Source organism: Serratia sp. (in: enterobacteria) (genome assembly GCF_051654945.1).
Taxonomy (GTDB): Bacteria; Pseudomonadota; Gammaproteobacteria; order Enterobacterales; family Enterobacteriaceae; genus Chania.
Genome location: NZ_JBOFZA010000072.1, coordinates 235,060 through 257,346, shown reverse-complemented (window position 1 = coordinate 257,346; position 22,287 = coordinate 235,060). Strand labels below are relative to the sequence as shown.

Genomic DNA, 22,287 nt, shown 5'->3' with positions numbered 1-22,287 from the left:
CATGAACAAATTTGTCAGATTGACCGCAGTTACGGCTTTGCTGTGGGCGGGTGTCAGTTACGGAGCGGATACAGCCAACATTCGCATCGATCAACTGCCCAAGCTAGAGCAAGAAGCGCAACATGCAACCGTGAGTGAGCGCGTAACTTCGCGCTTCACTCGCTCTCATTATCGCCAGTTTGCTCTGGATGCGGACTTTTCAGGCAAGATCTTCGATCGCTTCCTGAATATGTTGGACTACAGCCACAATGTGCTGCTGGCCTCCGACGTCGCACAATTTGCCGACAAACGCAGCACGCTGGGTGAAGAGCTTAAATCCGGCAAACTGGTTACGCCTTATGCGTTGTTCAATCTGGCGCAGAAACGCCGTTTTGAGCGTTATCAATATGCGCTGTCGCTGCTCGACAAGCCGATGAACTTCACCGGCAACGACACCATTGACGTAGACCGCAGCAAAGCGCCGTGGCCGAAAGACAAGGCCGAACTGGATCGCCTGTGGGATGCCAAGGTCAAATACGATCAGTTGAACCTGAAGCTGACCGGCAAGACGGATAAAGAAATCCGTGACACGCTGACCAAACGCTATCAGTTTGCCATCAAACGCCTGACGCAAAGCAACAGCGAAGACGTGTTCTCGCTGGTGATGACCGCGTTTGCCCACGAGATCGATCCGCATACCAACTATCTGTCGCCACGTAATACCGAACAGTTCAACACCGAGATGAGTCTCTCGCTGGAAGGGATTGGGGCCGTGTTGCAGATGGATGATGACTACACGGTGATCAATTCCATGGTGCCAGGCGGCCCGGCAACCAAGAGCAAGGCGATCGCCGTAGGCGACCGCATTGTTGGCGTTGGTCAGGCAGGCAAACCGATGGTGGATGTGATCGGCTGGCGTCTTGACGATGTCGTTTCCCTGATCAAAGGACCAAAGGGCAGCAAAGTGCGCCTGGAGATCCTGCCTGCGGGCAAAGGCACCAAAACTCGCGTAGTTACGCTGACTCGTGAACGTATTCGCCTGGAAGATCGCGCGGTTAAAATGACCATCAAGACCGTCGGCAATCAGAAAGTGGCGGTAATGGACATCCCTGGCTTCTACGTCGGTCTGACCGATGACGTAAAAGTTCAGCTGCAAAAGATGGCCAAGCAGAACGTCAACAGCCTGATTATCGATCTGCGCGCTAACGGTGGTGGAGCATTGACGGAGGCGGTATCGCTTTCCGGTCTGTTTATCCCGAGTGGCCCGGTTGTGCAAGTGCGCGATAACAACGGCAAGATCCGCGAGGATGCGGATACCGATGGCGTCGTCTACTACAAAGGCCCGCTGGTGGTGCTGGTTGACCGCTTCAGCGCCTCGGCTTCCGAGATCTTTGCGGCGGCAATGCAGGACTATGGCCGTGCGCTGATCGTCGGTGAGCCAACCTTCGGTAAAGGCACCGTACAGCAATACCGCTCCCTGAACCGGATCTACGATCAGATGCTGCGCCCTGAATGGCCTGCGCTGGGCTCTGTCCAGTACACCATCCAGAAGTTCTACCGCGTTGACGGTGGCAGCACCCAACGTAAAGGCGTCACGCCAGATATTCTGATGCCAACCGGTATCGATCCGGCAGAAACCGGTGAAAGCTTTGAAGATAACGCCATGCCATGGGATAGCGTCAATGCGGCTGCCTACACCAAAACCGGTGATTTGAAGCCGTTTGAACCGCAATTGCTGAAAGATCACGCGCAGCGTATCGCCAAAGATCCGGAATTCCAGTACATCGCGCAGGATATTGCTCATTACAAGGCGCTGAAAGACAAGCGCAACATTGTTTCTCTCAATCTGGCGACCCGCGAGAAAGAGAGCCATGATGATGATGCGACGCGCCTGAACCGAATCAATGAGCGTCTGCAACGTGAAGGCAAAAAACCGCTGAAATCCCTGGAGGATCTGCCAAAGGACTACAAGGAGCCGGATCCGTATCTGGATGAAACGGTCAAGATCGCCTTGGATCTGGCCGCCAGCGAAAAGCAGCAGCCTTCACAGCAGATAGCCGCCGCCAAATAAGTTATTCACGGATTTAACCTTTTCGAGCGCACCTTTGGGTGCGCTTTTTTTTGCCCGGCCTGCAGTAAAATTTCCGCTAAAATCTCTCCCCTTGGTGCAGCGATCGTTTACACTTTGTAAAACCGTTGTGTCGCCATGGATTTTGTAAAGTTACGTATTTTTAGTGGGTTAATGGCGGCCAAATCTTGAAATTGTGACCAATGCCCATAAGATCGAGGTATCTGAGGTCGCGTTTTGTTAACACTTACGAGGAAGTAAACATACTATGATGCGTATAGCTTTGTTCCTGCTCACCAACCTGGCGGTGATGTTGGTTTTCGGGCTGGTACTTAGCCTGACAGGGATCCAATCCAGTAGCGTGCAGGGTCTGATGATCATGGCCGGTCTGTTTGGTTTTGGTGGTGCCTTCGTTTCACTGCTGATGTCCAAATGGATGGCGCTACGCTCCGTCGGTGGGGAAGTGATTGAACAACCGCGTAACGAAACCGAACGTTGGCTGTTGGACACGGTACGTCGCCAATCGCAGCAGGCGGGTATCGCCATGCCGCAGGTGGCTATCTACCAGGCACCGGACATTAACGCCTTTGCGACCGGCGCACGCCGCGATGCCTCGCTGGTAGCTGTCAGTACCGGTCTGCTGCAAAGCATGAGCCGCGATGAGGCGGAAGCGGTGATCGCCCACGAAATCAGCCACGTTGCCAACGGCGACATGGTGACCATGACCTTGATCCAGGGGGTGGTAAACACCTTTGTGATTTTTGTGTCACGCCTGATTGCCCAGGTGGCCGCCGGTTTCCTCGGCAACCGCGATGGGGAAGGCGAAGGCAACGGCAACCCGATGATTTACTTCGGCGTGTCGATGGTACTGGAATTGGTGTTTGGTATTCTGGCCAGCATTATTACCATGTGGTTCTCACGCCACCGTGAATTCCACGCCGATGCGGGCTCGGCCAAACTGGTAGGGCGCGAGAAGATGATCGCTGCGCTACAACGCCTGAAAACCAGCTATGAACCGCAGGAAGCGGGCACCTTGATGGCGTTTTGCATCAACGGCAAATCCAAGTCGTTCAGCGAGCTGTTTATGTCGCACCCGCCGTTGGACAAGCGTATCGAAGCGCTGCGTACCGGCCAGTATCTGAAATAATTCTGCATCCAATATCAACCCCGGCTTGCCGGGGTTTTTGTCATTTAAGGCCAACAATCGGCCCTCATCCCAACGCTCTCCCACAGCAGATATGGGATCCTCATGAACATCTGTTTAGGGGAAAAGGGGCGAGTCCAGCGCGAGATCAGCTGAAGGCGTTAAAATGTAGCACGTTCTGTTCCCTCTTCCTTTGCGATAGGGGGCATTACGGCTTGCCGGGTTCAGTGACGCTGGCGCGGGGCTGGGTGATACGTAAACAACTCACCACGGCAGCGACGCTGGCGAAGGTGCCAGCCAGCACCAATGAGGCGTGTGTTCCGCTGGTGGGGAACAGGTTAAACATCAAGGCCACCAGCGCCGCACCGGAGGTTTGCCCCAGCAGGCGTGCGGTGCCCAGCATGCCACTGGCTCCGCCGCTACGGTGGCGTGGGGCGGCGGAAATAATGGTGTGATTGTTGGGGGACTGGAATAAGCCAAAGCCCGCGCCACATAGCACCATACGCCAGATGATATCCAAATCCGTTGGGTTATGCGGCAACAGCGCCAGCAGAAATAGGCCGAGTGCGAAGGTCGCCAAACCAATGCCGCCCAGTAACCCTGCATGAACGCGCTCCACCAACCGTCCTGCAATCGGCGCCATCACGATAATGGCCAACGGCCAAGGGGTTAACAGCAAGCCGGTTGCCACCTCGTCACGGCCCAATGAGGCCTGTAGGAAGAAGGGCAATGACACCATGGCCAGCATCTGTGCGGCAAAAGAGCAGATCGAAGTGCCCATCGACAGCGCAAAAATAGGGATACGCAGCAGATCCACCGGCAGCAAGGGGGCTGTCTGCCGCAGTTGACGGCGCACGAAGAAGTAACCTATCACCAGCAGAGCGGCTATTTCTGTGGCAATCAGTAGCAGGCTCTGTCCTTGGGCAAATCCACTGATGGCGGTGATCAGCAGGCCAAACGTCAGGGCATTCATCACCGCACTGGTAGGATCAAAGCGCTGGTTACTGCTTTTCTGGCTGTTGCCCGGCAGGTATTTCATTCCCAGGATCAGGGCAACGATACCGATGGGCAGGTTGATGGCAAACAGCCATTGCCAGGAGGCCACGGATAAAATTGCGGCGGCGACCGTCGGCCCGGCGGCGGAAGAGAAGGCCACGATCAGCGAGTTTATGCCGATACCACGGCCAAGAAAGCGTTGCGGATAGATGATGCGGATCAGGGCGGTATTGACGCTCATAATTGCCGCGGCACCAAAGCCTTGCAGCACGCGGGCAATCGTCAGGGTTAACAGCGAATCGGAGAGTGCGCAGAACAGCGAAGTGATGCTGAATACCAGCAGACCAACCTGATAAATCCGACGATAGCCAATCAGATCGCCCAGGGACGCCAGCGAAAGCAGCGAAATGGTGATCGCCAACTGATAGGCGTTGACTACCCAAATCGAGCTGGCCGGGCTGGCGTTCAGATCGCGGGCAATGGTTGGCAAGGCGACGTTGGCAATCGCCCCGTCGAGCACCGAAACGGTGATGCCCAGCGCAATCGCCAGGATCGCCCCGTAGCGCTGTGGAACCGGTAAGCCGTCGGTATTGGAAAGCGTTGTCATGAGGACATTTACTAAACAGGGGGAATATTAATATGCTAATCATATTTGCCGCTGATTGCATCCGCCGTTTCTGTGCTAAATGTAAAAACGCCGCATAGTCTGCCGCTAATTGTCTCAAAAATGACAATAATTGCGCAACTCTGATTGCGTGGGGCGAAATGTTCCGATTATACTGAAACTCTTGTTCAAATTTCCTAAAACAAAAATAGTTAAGTTAAGGTATTAACCATGGCTAACGCAGATCTAGACAAACAACCGGATTCGGTTTCATCAGTGCTGAAAGTGTTTGGTATCCTGCAAGCACTGGGTGATGAACGCGAGATCGGCATTACCGAGCTCTCTCAGCGGGTAATGATGTCCAAAAGTACCGTTTACCGTTTCCTGCAAACCATGAAGTCGCTGGGTTACGTCTCACAGGAAGGAGAGTCGGAGAAATACTCGCTGACGCTCAAGCTGTTTGAACTGGGTGCCAAATCGTTGCAAAACGTCGATTTGATCCGCAGCGCGGACATTCAGATGCGCGAACTGTCCAACCAGACGCGTGAGACGATCCACCTGGGGGCACTGGATGAAGACAGCATCGTCTATATCCACAAAATTGACTCCATGTATAACCTGCGTATGTATTCGCGCATTGGCCGTCGCAACCCGCTGCACAGCACCGCGATTGGTAAGGTACTGCTAGCCTGGCGCGATCGCGGTGAAGTGGAAGAAATCCTGTCCGGCGTTGAGTTTACCCGTAGCACTCCACACACTATTGCCAGCGCCGCAGAGTTACTGCCGCTTTTGGACAAAGTGCGCGAACAGGGCTTTGGCGAAGATATCGAAGAACAGGAAGAAGGTTTACGCTGCATCGCGGTGCCGGTATTCGACCGTTTTGGCGTGGTGATCGCCGGTCTGAGCATTTCCTTCCCGACCATCCGCTTCTCTGAAGAAGGCAAAGAGGGTTATGTGGCGCAACTGCATACCGCCGCTCGCCTGATTTCCGAGCAGATGGGTTATCACGACTACCCGTTTTAAGCCTGCCAAATTTATAGGGGCGAACACGGTTTCGCCCTTACGTTTCCCCACCCAATGTCCTTATCATTCCACCTGTTAACCATCAGTCCTTTTGCCTTCCTTGAATAAATGACGTGCAACACCTGCGATTGCTGGACGTATGGCATAGAGATCACCTGCATCAGGGCAAGCTGCCAGCTCCGAGGGCGTCATGGCAAAGCGCGCCGTAGTGATGAACAGTGTCTCCAGGCCCTTTCCGCCAAAGCAGCAACTGGTAGGGCGTGGTACGGGCATGGTGATGCGATCGCTCTGGTCTCCATGACGATTATAGTGCAGTAAACATCCCCCGTTGAACTGGCAGACCCACAACCCTCCGGCCTGATCCAGGGCGATGCCATCGGGACGGCCCAGATCAGACGGGGTTTCGGCAAACAACATCACCGGTCCCAGTTCCCCTGTGGTTGAATAGTCGGCCCGAAATATTGCACGTGCAACTGAATCGACAAAGAACAGCGTCTGGCCATCCTGCGACCAGGCTAAGCCATTGGGCAGGGCGACGTTCCGGTGGATGATTTGGGCGTTCAGCTCATGGTCATAGCGGTATAGCGCTCCTGGCTTACGGTTCGGCCCTTCATCCATCAGGCCGGTAATAAAGCGCCCCTGTGGATCACAGGCACCGTCATTGAACCTATAGCCTGCCCGCTCATGGATAGCGATGGAGTGCGTATAAACGGCCCCTTCCTTGAGATCCAGCATGGCAACCCGGGCGTCTTCGGTAAAAATCAGGTTGCCTCTATCGGTCAGCGCCAAGGCTCCAACGCGCGACGTCGATTGATAGAGGGTTTCCACCTGCGCATACGGGGTCAGGACGTTGATCTTCCCAGCAGAGATATCGACGAAGTACAACAGACCGTTATGTTCGTCCCAGACTGGGCTCTCCCCAAGGTCGGCGCAGACGTGGGCAATCCTGCGCAGGCGACGATCGTCACGCATCACCAAACTCCTTGATGCGCTGCCAATTGTTGGCGACGTCTTCCACGCTGGCGCATTCAATCCTTGCCAAGTCGGTGGGGTAGTTAACCCCCGGGTTTTCACAGAAACGGGTAGCAGTGAACTGGCCGTTGCTGGCTCGCAGGATCACGCCCGTATCCTGGCATAACGGGCTGGCCAGATACAGGACACCTGGGGCTACCCATTCGGGTTTGAGGTCAGTGGGCGGCTGGGTGATCCCCCACATGCGGGTTTTGGCTACCGGCGAGATGGCGTTGACCAAGATGCCGTGCGGTTCACCTTCCATGCTCAGGGCATTCATAATACCCACTTGGGCCATCTTACCGGCGGCGTAGGCAGCCAGCCCCGGCTGCGCGTAACGTTGATACATGGCGCGGTCTGAGGTTGTCAGCACGATCCGTGCCGATGAGGATCGCTTGAGATGCGTCCAGGCATGCTTGCTCAACCAGATCGGTGCCTGTACGTTGATGCCAAGGCTGCGCTGCAGGAAATCGTCTTCCTGGGCCTCAATAGGCTGATAACCGACCCAGCCAGCGTTGTGGATCAGAATATCCAGTGCGCCAAAATGCTCAATGGCCAGCGCCACGAGTTGCTGGCAACTGGCCTCGTCATCCAGGGGGCCGTTGTGGGTAACAAGCGGCCAACCCTCTGCCTGTAAGTCATGCACGGCTTCGCTCATCACATCCGGATTTGCTCCATCGCCGCTCAGATCGGTGCCCAAGTCGCTAACGACCACACGTGCCCCCTGTGCCAGCAGGGCTTTGGAGTAAGAGCTGCCAAGGCCCCGTCCAGCGCCGGTGACGATAGCTACCTTGTCTTTGAAAAGCCCGTCTATGCGTCGTTCTGTCATCTGGTACCTCCGTTGGGATAGACCACGATGATGGAATGAGCGGGGTTCGGTGTAAAATATCTTATTTATACCGAAACAAGACTTATCAAGTCTCAGTAACGGCAGCCGTAGCCATGGCGTTACGCACTTCGCCGATCAGTTTGTCCCGGATTATGCCGGGTGACTGCGGGTTCCAGGCCATCAGTAACTCCACATGCCGCAGTGCGTCTGGTGCATCCACCTGGATTGGCCGGAATACCACGTCATTTCGCCCCTCCTGCGCCAGTGAGGCTGGCAGCAGCGCGACCCCAAAGCCGCTGGCTACCAACGCCACCAATGTCTGTAGCTGCCGCGCCTGCTGGGTAATTTGCGGCATGAAACCCGCCGCTTCGCAAAGCTGCACCAACTGGTCATGAAAGCCCTGGCCCAGATGGCGTGGCGACGAGACGAATGCCTCCTCTCGCAATGCGGCCAGTGGGACAAGCTCGTTACATGCCAGAGGGTGCTTGGCTGGCAGGCAGATCAGGATAGGTTCGTGCAGAATGGATTCGAAACGCAGATTTGGAGCTGTCCTGCCCGGCGGTCTCATAAAGCCAAGGTCGGCGTTGCCCTGTTCCAGCGCTGCAACCTGTTCCTGAGTAGTGGCGTCTAGCATGGTGAAAGAGACGGCGGGGGATGAGGAGCGAAAGTGCTGGAGTGCGCTCAGCAGTGCGCCATAAGGGGCGATATTGATGAAGGTCAGCGTGAGATGGCCTTCGATACCTTGCGCCACGCGCCTGGTCTGTTCGACGCCATCGTCCAGCAAGCGCAACACCTTCTTCGCGGTTGCCAGAAAGTCTGCTCCGGCAGGCGTAAGCGACACAGTGCGATTGGTGCGCTCAAACAACGGAGCACCGATCTCCTGTTCCAGCCGACGAATAGCCTGACTTAACGGCGGTTGCGCCATATGGAGCCGTTGTGCGGCGCGATTGAAGTGCAACTCCTCGGCGACGGCGATGAACTGGTGAAGTAGTCGGGTTTCAATCATAAGGGCTCCCTGGATCTTGTTTGATACACATTAATACTAATGAGATATCATTGGCAGACCTGGAGACATAAAAAAACCGGTGCCCAGGCACCGGTTCAGTTTGCGAATCGCTCAGCGTTACTGATGAGCCAGTTCCGCCTCGTCTTCGCTGTCCATGATGGTCTTATCGGTCTGTTTCATCAGTTGGCTGGTGACGGTACCTGCGGTCATCGAGCCGCTGACGTTCAGCGCGGTACGGCCCATGTCGATCAACGGTTCAACCGAAATCAGCAGGGCAACCAGGGTCACCGGCAGGCCCATCGCTGGCAGCACAATCAGCGCAGCGAAGGTCGCGCCGCCGCCGACGCCGGCAACACCTGCTGAGCTGACGGTAACGATACCGACCAGCGTCGCGATCCACAGGGGATCCAGCGGGTTGATGCCAACGGTAGGCGCAACCATCACTGCCAGCATTGCCGGGTAGAGGCCCGCACAACCGTTCTGACCAATGGTGGCACCAAACGAAGCCGAGAAGCTGGCGATGGACTCAGGCACGCCCAGACGGCGTGTCTGCGCTTCGACGTTCAGCGGGATGCTGGCAGCGCTGGAGCGGCTGGTAAAGGCAAAGGTCAGCACCGGCCACGCCTTGCGGAAGAATTTCAGCGGATTCACGCCGGTGAAGCTCAGCAGCAGGCCGTGAACCACGAACATGATCGCCAGACCAAGGTAAGAGGCCACCACAAAACTGCCCAGCTTGATGATGTCTTGCACGTTGGAACCGGCAACGACCTTGGTCATCAACGCCAGCACGCCGTACGGAGTCAGCTTCATCACCAGACGTACCAGCTTCATTACCCAGGCTTGCAGGGTATCGATAGCTACCAGTACACGCTGGCCTTTCGGCTGATCATCTTTAAGCAGTTGCAGGGAAGCCACACCCAGGAAGGCGGCGAAAATGACCACGCTGATAATCGACGTTGGGTTAGCCCCGGTCAGATCGGCAAACGGGTTTTTCGGCACAAATGACAGGATCAGTTGCGGTACGCTCAGATCGGCGACTTTACCCGCATAGTTGGTTTCGATCGCAGACAGACGCGCAGTTTCCTGCGTGCCCTGGACCAGACCTTCTGCGGTCAGGCCGAACAGGTTGGTGACCAATACGCCGACCAGCGCAGCAATCAGCGTGGTGAACAGCAGGGTACCAATGGTCAGGAAACTGATTTTGCCCAATGAAGAAGCGTTGTGCAGCTTGGCAACCGCACTCAGGATCGAGGCGAAGACCAGCGGCATCACAATCATTTGCAGCAGTTGGACATAGCCGTTACCGACGATGTTAAACCAACTGATGGACTCTTTCAGCACCGGGTTGTCCGAGCCGTAAATCAGTTGCAGTGCCAAACCGAACACCACACCGAGCGCCAGACCGACCAGCACTTTTTTAGCCAGGCTCCATTGCTTATGGCGGGTTTGCGCCAACAGCAACAGGAGGGCGGCAAAAACCAGCACGTTTAATACGAGCGGTAGATTCATCCCCATTTCTCCAATCTTGTTTTCTTATAATAAGTAAAGGTGTCACGCACCGATGTAAATATCGTAACAGTTTGCGGCGCGGCGCACTTATATCCAAAAAGAATTTAATATAACTTTTGACTTAAAATCGTCGACGAAATGAGCGGAAAGGGGAATAAATCAGCGAATTTTTGTGATCACAGTCGGATATTTTTTATTTGCTCAAAATATGACTGCACTGGAAAGGTGTAATCCCCTTGCCAGTAGATGGCGAAAGCGACCAGGCATAAGCACAGCACCCGCTCCAACTGGTTGCCTTTTTGGGAATTCAATATCGGTAAGCAGAAGCGCCAGCGGCAGGGCCACAGCAACGGTACACCAGCGGGAGTGAGCATATCGGCCAGCAGGTGACTGAAATAACCGATAATCATGGCATGCAGCACGTCGGCCGGAATCGGCCAACCGCGTGGCACCTCCAGCTGAAATAGCCACATGCCGCCGACGATCGCCAGCAGGCTATGGGTGAAACCACGGTGACCAAAGGCGCGTGAGATGGGGACCGCGATCCAGCGCAGACGCTGGCCGAGGATGGATTTAGGGTGATCGATATCAGGCAACAGTGACGTCAGCAGTGCGGCAGGGATGATGTGCCACCAGTCGCCGGTGGCGAGCACGGGGGTCACCTCCGCTTTCTTGGCAAAGATCGCGCAGGCAACAGAGAAAATGAGATGTCCTTCCGCGGTCATGTTGCGATATTCCGGCCACTAAACTGTTAATTTATCCAGTATATGGGAATTTTCACAGTAACGGAAGCGGTTACCCTGTAACTATTTGTTAGTTTTACGCCGTTTTACAAAGAGTTGAAAGCTCATTGCGGGTGGATATCGGAGTCTCTCACTATGTTGCAGGGGCAGCTGCATGCTGCGCCCGTTCAAATTTGCTCAATCTTTCAGGATCAGCGAGCCAGCCAACCGCCGTCTACCGCGAGAGTGTAGCCATTAACATAGTCAGAGGCTGCCGAGGCGAGGAAGACGACCGGCCCCATCAAATCATCCGGCGTGCCCCAGCGCCCGGCGGGGATGCGCTCGAGTATCTGTTGGTTGCGGTCTTCATCGTTACGCAGTTGCTGGGTGTTGTTGGTGGCCATATAACCTGGCGCAATGGCGTTGACGTTGATCTGGTATTGCGCCCATTCATTGGCCAGCAACCTGGTGATGCCCAGTACCGCGCTTTTCGACGCGGTGTAAGACGGCACGCGGATACCGCCCTGGAAGGATAGCATTGAGGCGATATTGATAATTTTACCGCCGCTGCCCTGGCTGATGAACTGTTTGGCCACCGCCTGCGCCATAAAGAACAGGGTTTTGATATTGACGTCCATCACCTGATCCCAGTCTTGTTCACTGAAATTCAGCGCATCTTCACGGCGGATAATCCCCGCGTTGTTCACCAGAATATCGATCCTGCCAAACGCCTCAACGGCGTTGGCCACTAGCGAAGGGATGGCGTCGATACTGCCAAGATCGGCATTCAGGCTCAGGAACCTGCGCCCGGTCTGGGTGACTTTGCTCATTGTCTCAAGCGGTTGGCTGCGGTTAACGCCGATAATGTCACAACCGGCCTGCGCCAACCCAACCGCAATACCTTGCCCCAAACCGGTATTACAGCCGGTGATTAACGCCACTTTGCCCGTCAAGTCGAACGAATTCAGAATCATAGCTTGGCTCTCTTACCGTGAGGGAAGAAAGCACCGGGCTTTCGGCAGCGCTGCGTGGCAGTGACAGTGTCACCTAGTCGCCCGATGTTTTCTTTATGCGACTAGCATAAATTGAATGGCATTCTAATTCAATTAAAATGAAACGATGTTTTATTTATTTTGACGGCGTGGGGAGGGAAAAGGGCATCGGCGTGGCCGATGCCGTCAGATCAGGCCAGATGGGCGGCAGTCAACTGTTCGAGACTTTGCAACTTGAGGTCGGCCAAGGCCCAGCGGGGATCCTGACTGTATTCTGGTGCAGGGATCACGATCGACTTCATGCGTGCCGCTTTAGTGGCAATCATGCCGTTGAAGGAGTCTTCCAGAGTGATGCATTGATGCGGTTCACTGCCCAGCCGTTCGGCCGCGATCAGATAGACTTCCGGGTGCGGTTTGCTATACGGCAGGTATTCGGCCGAAACCAACTGGTCGAAATAGCTCTCGAGATCGAACATCTTGAGCACCTGTTGCTGCATATGTAGCGGGGAGGCGGAGGCCAGGCCAATATTCAAATCCAGGCTACGGCACAGTTCCAGCGCGTGTTGCACTCCAGGCAACAGCGGGCGCTTTTCCCGCACCAACTCGATGGCCCGCTCGATAATACGGCCAGCCACCTCCTCCTGAGAAGGCCCTTGCCACGGCATGGCCTCGAACCACATCCGTACCACCAAATCGATGCGTAGGCCCAGCGTATCCGGCAGCTTGTGGCGATCGGACAGATCCAGACCGAGTGAACTGAAGATATCCATTTCCGCCTGTAACCACAGCGGTTCAGAGTCGATCAGCAGACCGTCCATATCAAAAATTGCGGTTGCTATGCGTTGCGAATAAGCCATTAACAATTAACTCCTGCAGCACCAGTAAAAGAAAATGTTTTCGTCACTCTATCATCTTTGTTCAAGCTCCTGCACCGGGCTGTTTGCTCAAAGTGCAGGATCTCTCTGGATTAGGCGTGAAGACGAAGAAAACGGTGGGCGAGTTTCATTAACTACAGGTAGACTTAGCCCAACAACGGTTACGTCGCTTACAAGGGGAACACATGACGTATCAACAGGCTGGGCGCGTTGCCATATTGAAACGCATTTTCGGATGGGTCGTTTTCATCCCGGCGTTACTTTCAACGCTGGTTTCGCTGCTGGGTTTTGTTTATCAACACAGTGAGAAAACCAAAGGGATCAATGCCGTGATGCTGGATTTTGTCCACGTTATGGTCGACATGGTGCGCTTCAATACGCCATTCCTGAATATTTTCTGGTATAACTCACCGGTCCCGGACGTAGAGAAGAGCCTGTCTAGTGGCGCTAATCTGATGTTTATCATTATCTATTTTCTGATTTTTGTCGGCCTGGCATTACAGACTTCCGGTGCGCGCATGTCGCGCCAGGTAAAGTTCATCCGCGAGGGGCTGGAAGATCAGATGATCCTGGAACAGGCCAAGGGCAGCGAAGGGCATACGCGTGCGCAATTGGAAGAGCGGGTAACGTTGCCGCACCACACCATTTTGCTGCAATACTTCCCGCTGTATATCTTGCCGTTGGTGATTGCCGTGGTAGCGTATTTTGTCCTCAAGCTGCTAGGGCAAATGGCCGGAGTGGCCTGACCGGGCGTAACGTAGCTCACAAGTTTCAGGGCGCTGCTTGCAGCGCCCTGATGGTTTAAAGCGCGTCAGGATGTAGCAGGTTGTCGACGGCTCGCTGGGCGATGACCAGATGTTGGCCGCCAAACAGGTTGCTGCGGTTGAGCAGGTAATAAAGCTGATACAGCGGCTGACGGTCAATAAACCCGGCTTCCAGTGGCCATACGCTCTGATAGCCGTCATAAATTTGCGCAGGCAAATCAGGATACAGCGGCAGCATCGCCAGATCGCACTCCCTATCGCCCCAATAGCAGGCTGGATCAAACAGTAGAGGCCCATCGGCGGCCTGGGCACAGTTGGCCGGCCACAGATCGCCATGCAGCAGGGAGGGCTGCGGCTGATGGTTTTGCAACCTTAGATACACCACGTCGATAATCTCGTCGATATCACCGAAGGTCATACCCTTTTCCGCGGCCAATTGGAGCTGCCAGCCGATACGTTGCTCGGCAAAAAATTCCGCCCAACGGCGTTGCCAGGCATTGGGTTGCGGGGTGGTAGAAAGATGGTTATCGAAGTCGAGCCCGAACTGTGGTTGTTCGCTCCATTGATGCAGACGGGCCAGCTGTTGCCCGAGGCAGTGCGCCCCGTGTGCATCCAGCGGTTTGAGCGGCTGATACTCCAGCAGCAGGAAACTGTAATCGCGATCGCTGCCAACCCCATATACCTCGGGGACTCGTACGGTCTTACTGCGCGCCAGCAGGGCCAGTTGATCGGCCTCCGCGCTGAATATCGGCAGCAATTCGCGGGTATCGCATTTAACAAACACCTCGCTGTCACCGTAACTCACGCGCCACGCTGGGTGGATTTCTCCCCCGGGTAGTTCAGTCCTTTCGCGGATTTCTGCGCTGCCAAGATGCTCACTCAACAGACGGCTAACGGCTTGCCACATAGTAATCCCCTTGTGTTGCCTGCGATTTCATTAGGTTAGCGTCTTTCCTGCTGCGAAAACACGATGTGGCGCACAGCTGCGCCATCTATTGACGAAAAAGTCATCGCCGCGTGTCTGGTCAAAGTATATACGCTATTGATTAATTTAAGTACGCTCAACTGGCAACTTGGCAACAGCTCGACGATGTTTAGTCGTTTCTTTACTATCCATCTCAGCAGGATTTTGTCTGGCAGAATGCCCGGCCCGGTCTTTAGCAGCAGCAATAGTGCCCGGCAGACCGGGCTTATTGGCCTTTCGCCAAGCGGGGCTCGTGGCGCTGCACGGGTTTGAAGTGGCTATAGAGCAGGGCGATAACAAACAGCAACGCCTGGACGATCACGATGCACGGCCCGGTAGCGCCGTCGATATGAAAGCTGATCAATGTCCCCAGCACGCAGGAAAACACTGAAGCGACGGTGGCGACGATCAGCATCCGGTTGAAGCTGCGGCATAGGGTAAACGCAATGATGCCTGGAGCAATCAGCATTGCAATCACCAGGATCACCCCCACCGCCTGTAGCGAGGCCACAATGGTTAACGCCAGCAGGCACAGCAAACCGTAATGCAGCAGTTTCACCGGCAGACCAATGACACGTGCATGGTTGGGATCGAAACAGTAAAGCATGAAATCCTGGCGTTTGAGCAGCACGATCGCCAGCGTGATCCCGGCGATCCACAAGGTTTGCCGCAGCTCGCCGTCGGTGATCCCCAGCATATTGCCGAACAGAATATGGCCGAGATGTTGATCGGTATCGATGCGGGCAAACAGCACCAGCCCAAAAGCAAACATGCCGGAGAAGACGATCCCCATCACCGTGTCTTCTTTGACGCGGCTGTTTTCTTTCAGATAACCCGTCGCTACCGCACAGAAAATGCCGGAAAGAAAGGCACCAATCGCCAGCGGGATCCCAAACACAAAGGCCAGCACAATGCCAGGTAACACCGCGTGAGAGATGGCATCTCCCATCAGTGACCAGCCTTTCAACACCAGATAGCAGGACAGCACGGCACAGACTACGCCGGTAACGATGGCTGCGATGATGGCGCGCTGCATAAAGGGATAGGCGAACGGTTCCGAGAGCCATTGCATCAGGTATTCCATCAGTTGCCCTCCGGGGTATTGCCACGGGTGACGCGGCGTTTTGAGGCTAATAGCCCATGCTTCGGTGCGAACAGGAAGGCAGCCAGGAACACTAAGGTTTGCAGCGTGACGATCACGCCACCGGTTGCCCCATCAACGAAGAAGCTCAGATATGCGCCCAGACCGCTGGTTATGGCACCAATCGCAATGGCAATAATCACCAGGCGACCAAAACGGTCGGTCAGCAGATAGGCAGTGGCACCCGGTGTGATCACCATGGCGATCACCAATATGGCACCAACGGTTTGCAATGCCGCCACGGTACAGGCGCTGAGCAGGGTGAAGAACAGGATCTTCAACTTTAAGGGCGAAAGTCCGATCGAGACCGCATGATTTTCGTCGAAAAATACCGCCAGCAGGTCTTTCCATACCAGACACAGGATCAGTAACGAAACGCCGATAATAATCTCCACCTGCAACACGTCTTCGTCGGCGATACCCAGAATATTGCCGAAGATGATCGACTGCACGTTCACCGAGGTGGGGTTGAGGGAAATGATCAGCAGGCCGACGGCGAAAAAGGTTGAGAAAATAAAGCCGATAATCGCATCTTCACGCAGGCGGGTAACGTGACGCACCAGCGTCATCGCCAACGCGGCCAGCATGCCGGTAAAAAATGCACCGGCCGCATAGGGCAGGCCGAGGGCATAGGCACCGGCCACGCCGGGCACCACGGAGTGGGAAAGTGCGTCCCCCATCAACGACCAGCCTTTCAGCATCAGGTACGCCGACAGAAAGGCGCAGGCCGCACCGACGATGGCACTCACCCACATTGCCTTGACCATGTAGTTATAGTTAAACGGTTGCAGCAGGATCTCGAGCATCAGGGGTTTTTCTCCTTTTGCTGGCTTTGTGCCGGAGGATCGCTCTTGGTATGGCCATAAAACACCGCAGGACGCTCGTCATCGGTTAATACCGTTACGGTGCGGGGATCGTTATCATCGTGCAGGTCGGGCCCGGAGAGGTTGATATGGCGCAATACGCCACCAAACGCCTGTTCCAGATTGCTTTGCGTAAAGGTGGTTTCAAGCGGCCCCGCGGCCAGCACGGTACGGTTAATCAGGATCACCCGATCGCAAAACTCCGGTACGCTGCCGAGATTATGCGTTGACACCAGGATCAGGTGGCCCTCATCGCGCAGCGAACGTAACAGCTCGATAATGGCGTTCTCGGTTTTGACATCCACGCCGGTAAAAGGCTCATCAAGCAACAGCACCGTGCCCTGCTGGGCCAAGGCACGGGCCAGGAATACGCGCTTCTTTTGCCCACCGGAAAGCTCGCCAATCTGCCGGCTGCGTAGCTCGCTCAGGCCAACGCGTTCCAGTGCCTTATCGACCCATAGCCGATCCTCTTTCTTGGGGATACGCAGGAAATTCATTTTGCCATAGCGGCCCATCATCACCACGTCTTCCACCAGCACCGGGAAGTTCCAGTCAACCTCTTCGGTCTGTGGCACGTAGGCGATGGTATTTTTCTTCAGCGCGGCGACAACCGGTTGCCCGCTCAGCATCACCTGACCAGACGTGGGTTTTACCAGCCCCATGATGCTTTTGAACAAGGTTGATTTACCGCTGCCGTTAACCCCCACCAAGGCACAGATCGAACCGCCGCTGAGGGTGAAACTGGCGTTCTGGATCGCCGTGTGGCCGTTATTATAGGTGACCGATACGTCATCCACGCTGAGTTCGGGGCGGATAAAGGTCTCTGTGCTCATTGATTAAATCCTTTGGCGATGGTCTGCACGGTGACATTGAGCAGGTCGATATAGGTCGGTACCGGCCCGTCTGCGGCAGACAGGGAATCGACATACAGCACGCCGCCGTATTGCGCGCCGGTTTCTTTGGCCACCTGCTTGGCAGGTTTATCCGAAATGGTGCTTTCACTGAACACCACCGGGATCTGGTTGGCCCGCACGGTATCGATCACCCGGCGTACCTGCTGTGGTGACCCCTGTTCGTCGGCATTGATCGGCCATAAATAGACTTCTTGCAACTGATAATCTTTGGCCAGATAGCTGAAGGCGCCTTCGCTGGTCACCAGCCAGCGCTGAGCTGCCGGAATACGTGACAGACGTTCACGCAGCGGTGCATCCAGCGCCGCAATCTTTTCGGCGTAGGCTTTGGCATTGCGATTATAGATTTCCGCGTTGTCGGGATCGTGCTCAACCAACGCTTTGCGGATGTTCTCAATGTAGATCAGCGCATTGCTTGGCGACATCCAGGCATGGGGATTGGGATTACCGTTATACGGTCCTTCGTGGATCGGCAGCGGGGTGATGCCATCGGTCACTACGGCGGCGGGCACCTGCTTGATATTTTCAAAGAAGCGCTGGAACCAGCGTTCCAGATTCATGCCGTTCCATAAAATCAGATCGGCATGTTGTGCCTTCACGATATCCCGTGGCGTGGGCTGATAGTCATGGATTTCCGCCCCTGGTTTGGTGATGGACTCGACCACCGCGGCGTCGCCAGCCACGTTCTGGGCGATATCCTGGATGATGGTGAACGTCGTCACCACGCGCAGCTTTTCCTTCGCCAGAGCCGGTTGGGTCACGGCAAGAACGCTGAGCCATACGCAGAGCAGGGTAAGGGGGCGTAAGCGGGACAAACTAAAACGACAACGACTAAATACGTTGTTTTTCATTGGCATGGTGACGTCTCCTGATTCAAATGAAAATGATTATCAATATCAATTGAGCGGAAGTCAAGCATCACCAAGCACGGCCGAGGGGTTATTTTGTTGTTAATGAAATAATACCGCCTTGTGAGTTATAGCATTTTATGTATCCGGATGTAACTGTTTAAAGTAGTCACTACGGGTAACTATTGTTACATCCGGTTTTTCGCCTAATGCTACTTCGCCCAACCCCTGTGCTAACTTCTGTGCATCGTCTTGATTTAATGGCGTTATTAACGCAAAGCTATTGATGCCTAATTCGTGAGGAACACCGTTTTCGTCGGTGATGGTGGTGGAAAAGCCGGCCAGTGTCATTTGTCCGGTTAATTTAGCTAAATCGGTTAAGCTTCGTTCCGGATAGCTGAAAGAAACCACAAAACCTGTGGACGAAGATTGACTCATAAATCACCTCTTGGTATATGGATAGCCAGAGAATAGACCAAAAAAGTCAGGCAGGTATCCTTACCCGTTGTATATGCTTCGCAACTCATTGAAAGGAGTGAGGGATTCTGTGAAAACAAAAATAGGTTGCCTGATGGCAATCGTACTATTAGCCGGTTGTGCGAAAGATCCGCAAACAACGGGCAACCAGGCAGGCAGTGGCACTTCGGGCGGTTGGCTAAAAACCCCACCGCAAACACCAAGCAACCGCACCGGGACACCGGTCGCTTATAATGATTATATCCGTCAGGCCGCCAGCAACTATGGCGTCGACGAAACGCTGATTAAAGCGATTATTCAGGTGGAATCCGGGTTTAATCCGAACGTGGTCAGCACTTCGAATGCCGTGGGATTGATGCAGCTGAAGGCTTCAACCGCAGGACGCGATGCCTACCGTATGAAGGGAAAAAACGGGCAGCCAAGTTCACGTGAGTTGAAGGATCCGGCGGTCAATATTGATCTGGGAACAGCCTATATCAATATTCTTCAAAGCCAGCAGCTAGCCGGGATCACTAACCCACAGACGTTACGCTATGCCACCATCGTTTCCTATGTGAACGGGGCAGGCGCGATGTTGCGGACGTTCTCATCGGATAAACGTGTGGCCGTCAACCGCATTAATCAGATGAGCCCGGACGAGTTTTATCAGCATATCCAGAAGAAACATCCGGCACCGCAAGCGCCGCGTTACCTATGGAAGGTTACCACCGCTTATCAAGCGATGGCCGACTGATCTCAGATTACCCACAACCGGCCACCGCAGGGGGCCGGTTTCGCCATTTTTTTCCGACTAAAACGTGCTTTGTATCCCATTTCTGCATATCTCCCGCCCGATGATCTAAAAAACCGCACAAATTGTTAATTTTACATTAACAAAGAAAACTTTACGTTCAATCAAATAGTTACCGGTAACATTGTTGCTATAGCTCACATTCTGACCTTCAATAAATAGACAATAACGTTACAAATTATTTTGAAATCCCGTATCGACCGCAAGGTTGGGGTTAAATAGTTGTGATTATTTTTGGATGGAATGTGACATGTCGAATGATAAAACCAACAATTCCCGCCGCGATTTTTTGCTGAAATCGATGACGTTGATCCCCGCGGCCGTTATCGGTAGCAGCGGTGTGAGTGCCCTGACGGCGCCCACACCCGTGCTTGCCGCTAGCGGTACTCCCAAACAGAATGACTATCAACCGACCTTTTTTACCCCCGAAGAATGGGCTTTTGTTCAGGCGGCGGTCGCGCGTTTGATCCCTGCGGACGATCGCGGTCCGGGCGCTTTGGAGGCTGGAGTGCCGGAATTTATCGATCGCCAGATGAATACGCCTTATGCCACCGGTGCCATCTGGTACATGCAAGGGCCATTCAATCCCGATGTTGCCCCGGAAATGGGTTATCAACTGCCGCTGGTGCCCAAACAGATCTATAACCTGGGTATTGCTGAGGCGAATGCTTACAGCTTGAAAACGACCGGTAAGGTGTTTGCCGAGCTGGAGGGCGCACAACAGGACGCTCTGTTACATACGTTTGAAGCTGGCGAGGCCGAGTTTGAGCAATTGCCTGCCAAGCTGTTCTTCTCTTACCTGTTGCAAAACACCCGTGAAGGCTTTTTCAGCGATCCGATCCATGGTGGTAACAAAGATATGGTGGGATGGAAGCTGATTAATTTTCCGGGCGCACGCGCCGACTTTATGGACTGGGTTGAGCGAGGGGAACGTTATCCCTTCCCGCCGGTATCGATTCGTGGGGAGAGAGGATAATTATGGCAACGGTAATGAAGAAACAAGACGTTGTGATCGTCGGTTTTGGTTGGGTTGGTGCGATCATGGCGAAGGAGTTGACCGAAGCCGGGCTGAACGTGGTCGCGCTCGAGCGTGGCCCAATGCGCGATACTTATCCAGACGGTTCCTACCCGCAGGTGATCGACGAACTCACCTATAATATCCGCCGCAAGCTGTTCCAGGATCTCTCCAAAAGTACCGTGACCATTCGTCACAACACCAGCCAAACCGCAGTCCCTTATCGCCAGTTGGCGGCGTTCCTGCCGGGTACCGGCGTGGGTGGCGCGGGCCTGCACTGGTCTGGCGTGCATTTCCGTATCGATCCGATGGAACTGCGCATGCGCAGCCATTATGAGGAGCGTTATGGCAAAAGCTTTATCCCCAAAGATATGACGATCCAGGATTTTGGGGTGAGCTATGACGAACTTGAACCGTTCTTCGATAAGGCCGAGAAGGTGTTTGGCACCTCCGGCACCGCCTGGACGGTGAAAGGAAAGTTGGTAGGTAAAGACAAGGGCGGTAACCCGTTTGCGCCAGATCGTTCCGACGATTTCCCGTTGAAAGCGCAGAAGAACACCTTCTCCGCCCAGCTGTTTGAAAAGGCGGCACGCGATGTAGGCTATCATCCTTACAACCTGCCTTCGGCCAACACCTCAGATTCGTATACCAACACCTATGGTGCGCAGATGGGGCCTTGCAACTTCTGTGGTTTCTGTAGCGGCTATGCCTGCTATATGTATTCCAAGGCTTCACCGAACGTCAATATCCTGCCTGCGTTGCGGATGGAAAAGCGCTTTGAGTTGCGTGCCAACGCCAACGTGCTGAAGGTCAACCTGACCGCCGATAAAAGCCGGGCAACCGGGGTCAACTATATCGATGCCCAGGGCCGCGAGATCGAACAGCCTGCCGATTTGGTGATCCTCGGTGCCTTCCAGTTCCACAATGTGCACCTGATGCTGCTGTCCGGCATTGGCAAACCTTACGATCCGCAGACCGGCGAAGGGGTGGTAGGGCGTAACTTTGCCTACCAGAACCTGACCACCATCAAGGCATTCTTCGATAAGGACGTTCACACCAATCCGTTTATTGGCGCGGGCGGCAACGGCGTTGGTCTGGATGATTTCAATGCGGATAACTTTGACCACGGTAAAGAAGGTTTTGTCGGTGGCTCACCGTTCTGGGTGAACCAGGCGGGTACCAAGCCGATCTCCGGCCTGCCAACGCCTCCTGGCACACCTGCCTGGGGCAGCAAGTGGAAAGCCGCAGTGGCGGATGCCTATACGCACCACGTTTCCATGGATGCCCATGGCGCGCACCAGTCTTATCGTAGCAACTACCTCGATCTCGATCCGAACTACAAGAATGTGTTTGGCCAACCGCTGTTGCGCATGACCTTCGACTGGCAGGACAACGACATCAAGATGGCGCAGTTTATGTTTAACAAAATGGCTCCGATTGCCAAGGCGATGAACCCGAAACTGATTTCTGGCAGCCCGAAAAACGCCAACAGCCATTTTGACACCACCAGCTATCAAACCACCCATATGAACGGCGGTGCGGTGATGGGGGAAGATCCCAAGACCAGCGCGGTCAACCGCTATCTGCAAAGCTGGGACGTGCATAACGTGTTCTCTATCGGTGCTTCGGCCTTCCCGCAAGGGCTGGGTTACAACCCGACCGGCACCGTTGCCGCGTTGGCTTACTGGTCTGCCCGCGCCATTCGCGAGCAGTATCTGAAAAATCCAGGCCCATTGGTGCAGGCATGAGGACGCGA

General features: G+C 54.6%; 21 protein-coding genes. 7 read left to right on the top strand and 14 right to left on the bottom strand.

The features are described 5' to 3' along the window. The first annotated feature begins 1 nt into the window (after position 1). The gene (prc, locus tag ACRDCA_RS11655) at positions 2 to 2,050 is read left to right on the top strand and encodes a carboxy terminal-processing peptidase (RefSeq protein WP_438689647.1); all 2,049 of its coding nucleotides are present in this window, start codon (positions 2 to 4) and stop codon (positions 2,048 to 2,050) included. A gap of 265 nt (positions 2,051 to 2,315) precedes the next feature. Beyond that, positions 2,316 to 3,194 (top strand): protease HtpX, encoded by an 879-nt coding sequence (gene htpX, locus ACRDCA_RS11650; RefSeq protein WP_438689646.1) that lies wholly within the window; start codon positions 2,316 to 2,318, stop codon positions 3,192 to 3,194. A gap of 205 nt (positions 3,195 to 3,399) precedes the next feature. On the opposite strand, the gene ACRDCA_RS11645 is transcribed toward htpX, so the two are convergent. After that, positions 3,400 to 4,794, bottom strand: coding sequence for an MFS transporter (locus ACRDCA_RS11645; protein WP_438689645.1), 1,395 nt, complete (start codon positions 4,792 to 4,794; stop codon positions 3,400 to 3,402). Positions 4,795 to 5,022: 228 nt separating this feature from the next. On the opposite strand from ACRDCA_RS11645, the gene kdgR reads away from it, so the two are divergent. Then, positions 5,023 to 5,814 (top strand): DNA-binding transcriptional regulator KdgR, encoded by a 792-nt coding sequence (gene kdgR / locus ACRDCA_RS11640; RefSeq protein WP_438689644.1) that lies wholly within the window; start codon positions 5,023 to 5,025, stop codon positions 5,812 to 5,814. Positions 5,815 to 5,889: 75 nt separating this feature from the next. On the opposite strand, the gene ACRDCA_RS11635 is transcribed toward kdgR, so the two are convergent. The 7 genes from ACRDCA_RS11635 to hxpB form a co-directional block, all read right to left on the bottom strand. Continuing rightward, a complete protein-coding gene (locus ACRDCA_RS11635) occupies positions 5,890 to 6,786 on the bottom strand; it encodes an SMP-30/gluconolactonase/LRE family protein (protein ID WP_438689643.1) in 897 nt (298 codons plus the stop codon). Beyond that, positions 6,779 to 7,654, bottom strand: coding sequence for an SDR family NAD(P)-dependent oxidoreductase (locus ACRDCA_RS11630; protein WP_438689642.1), 876 nt, complete (start codon positions 7,652 to 7,654; stop codon positions 6,779 to 6,781). Before ACRDCA_RS11630 ends, ACRDCA_RS11635 begins: the two co-directional genes overlap by 8 nt. Before the next feature lie 85 nt (positions 7,655 to 7,739). Further along, complete coding sequence (locus ACRDCA_RS11625) at positions 7,740 to 8,660, bottom strand: LysR substrate-binding domain-containing protein (protein ID WP_438689641.1); 921 nt, start codon at positions 8,658 to 8,660, stop codon at positions 7,740 to 7,742. Between the two features lie 117 nt (positions 8,661 to 8,777). Next, a complete protein-coding gene (locus tag ACRDCA_RS11620; protein ID WP_025121207.1) occupies positions 8,778 to 10,169 on the bottom strand; it encodes an L-cystine transporter in 1,392 nt (463 codons plus the stop codon). Positions 10,170 to 10,345: 176 nt separating this feature from the next. Beyond that, positions 10,346 to 10,894: a metal-dependent hydrolase gene (locus tag ACRDCA_RS11615; protein WP_025121208.1), complete on the bottom strand. Its 549-nt coding sequence runs from the start codon at positions 10,892 to 10,894 to the stop codon at positions 10,346 to 10,348. 209 nt (positions 10,895 to 11,103) lie between these two features. Continuing rightward, positions 11,104 to 11,865, bottom strand: coding sequence for a 2-dehydro-3-deoxy-D-gluconate 5-dehydrogenase KduD (gene kduD, locus ACRDCA_RS11610; protein ID WP_438689640.1), 762 nt, complete (start codon positions 11,863 to 11,865; stop codon positions 11,104 to 11,106). Between the two features lie 209 nt (positions 11,866 to 12,074). After that, complete coding sequence (hxpB, locus tag ACRDCA_RS11605) at positions 12,075 to 12,740, bottom strand: hexitol phosphatase HxpB (protein ID WP_438689639.1); 666 nt, start codon at positions 12,738 to 12,740, stop codon at positions 12,075 to 12,077. A gap of 203 nt (positions 12,741 to 12,943) precedes the next feature. Here hxpB and ACRDCA_RS11600 point away from each other — a divergent pair, with 203 nt between their 5' ends. Continuing rightward, positions 12,944 to 13,504 (top strand): YniB family protein, encoded by a 561-nt coding sequence (locus tag ACRDCA_RS11600; RefSeq protein ID WP_438689638.1) that lies wholly within the window; start codon positions 12,944 to 12,946, stop codon positions 13,502 to 13,504. A 55-nt stretch (positions 13,505 to 13,559) separates the two neighbouring features. Here the strand turns inward: ACRDCA_RS11600 and ACRDCA_RS11595 are convergent, their stop codons facing one another. The 6 genes from ACRDCA_RS11595 to ghoS form a co-directional block, all read right to left on the bottom strand. Beyond that, positions 13,560 to 14,429 (bottom strand): fructosamine kinase family protein, encoded by an 870-nt coding sequence (locus ACRDCA_RS11595; RefSeq protein ID WP_438689637.1) that lies wholly within the window; start codon positions 14,427 to 14,429, stop codon positions 13,560 to 13,562. 283 nt (positions 14,430 to 14,712) lie between these two features. Next, positions 14,713 to 15,570: a metal ABC transporter permease gene (locus ACRDCA_RS11590; RefSeq protein ID WP_438689636.1), complete on the bottom strand. Its 858-nt coding sequence runs from the start codon at positions 15,568 to 15,570 to the stop codon at positions 14,713 to 14,715. Continuing rightward, the gene (locus ACRDCA_RS11585) at positions 15,570 to 16,433 is read right to left on the bottom strand and encodes a metal ABC transporter permease (RefSeq protein ID WP_438689635.1); all 864 of its coding nucleotides are present in this window, start codon (positions 16,431 to 16,433) and stop codon (positions 15,570 to 15,572) included. The genes ACRDCA_RS11590 and ACRDCA_RS11585 overlap by 1 nt, the downstream gene beginning before the upstream one ends. Continuing rightward, a complete protein-coding gene (locus ACRDCA_RS11580) occupies positions 16,433 to 17,323 on the bottom strand; it encodes a manganese/iron ABC transporter ATP-binding protein (RefSeq protein WP_438689634.1) in 891 nt (296 codons plus the stop codon). The genes ACRDCA_RS11585 and ACRDCA_RS11580 overlap by 1 nt, the downstream gene beginning before the upstream one ends. Continuing rightward, the gene (locus ACRDCA_RS11575) at positions 17,320 to 18,258 is read right to left on the bottom strand and encodes a metal ABC transporter substrate-binding protein (protein WP_438689633.1); all 939 of its coding nucleotides are present in this window, start codon (positions 18,256 to 18,258) and stop codon (positions 17,320 to 17,322) included. The genes ACRDCA_RS11580 and ACRDCA_RS11575 overlap by 4 nt, the downstream gene beginning before the upstream one ends. A gap of 129 nt (positions 18,259 to 18,387) precedes the next feature. After that, complete coding sequence (ghoS, locus tag ACRDCA_RS11570; RefSeq protein WP_438689632.1) at positions 18,388 to 18,687, bottom strand: type V toxin-antitoxin system endoribonuclease antitoxin GhoS; 300 nt, start codon at positions 18,685 to 18,687, stop codon at positions 18,388 to 18,390. 109 nt (positions 18,688 to 18,796) lie between these two features. Between ghoS and ACRDCA_RS11565 the strand changes: the two genes are divergently transcribed. From ACRDCA_RS11565 to ACRDCA_RS11555, 3 genes are all read left to right on the top strand, one after another. Further along, the gene (locus ACRDCA_RS11565; protein WP_021178197.1) at positions 18,797 to 19,459 is read left to right on the top strand and encodes a transglycosylase SLT domain-containing protein; all 663 of its coding nucleotides are present in this window, start codon (positions 18,797 to 18,799) and stop codon (positions 19,457 to 19,459) included. Between the two features lie 307 nt (positions 19,460 to 19,766). Continuing rightward, entirely contained in the window at positions 19,767 to 20,492 is a 726-nt protein-coding gene (locus ACRDCA_RS11560) for a gluconate 2-dehydrogenase subunit 3 family protein (protein ID WP_438689631.1), read from the top strand. Positions 20,493 to 20,494: 2 nt separating this feature from the next. Next, on the top strand, positions 20,495 to 22,279 hold the full coding sequence (locus ACRDCA_RS11555; protein ID WP_438689630.1) for a GMC family oxidoreductase: 1,785 nt from the start codon (positions 20,495 to 20,497) through the stop codon (positions 22,277 to 22,279). Positions 22,280 to 22,287: the final 8 nt, after the last annotated feature.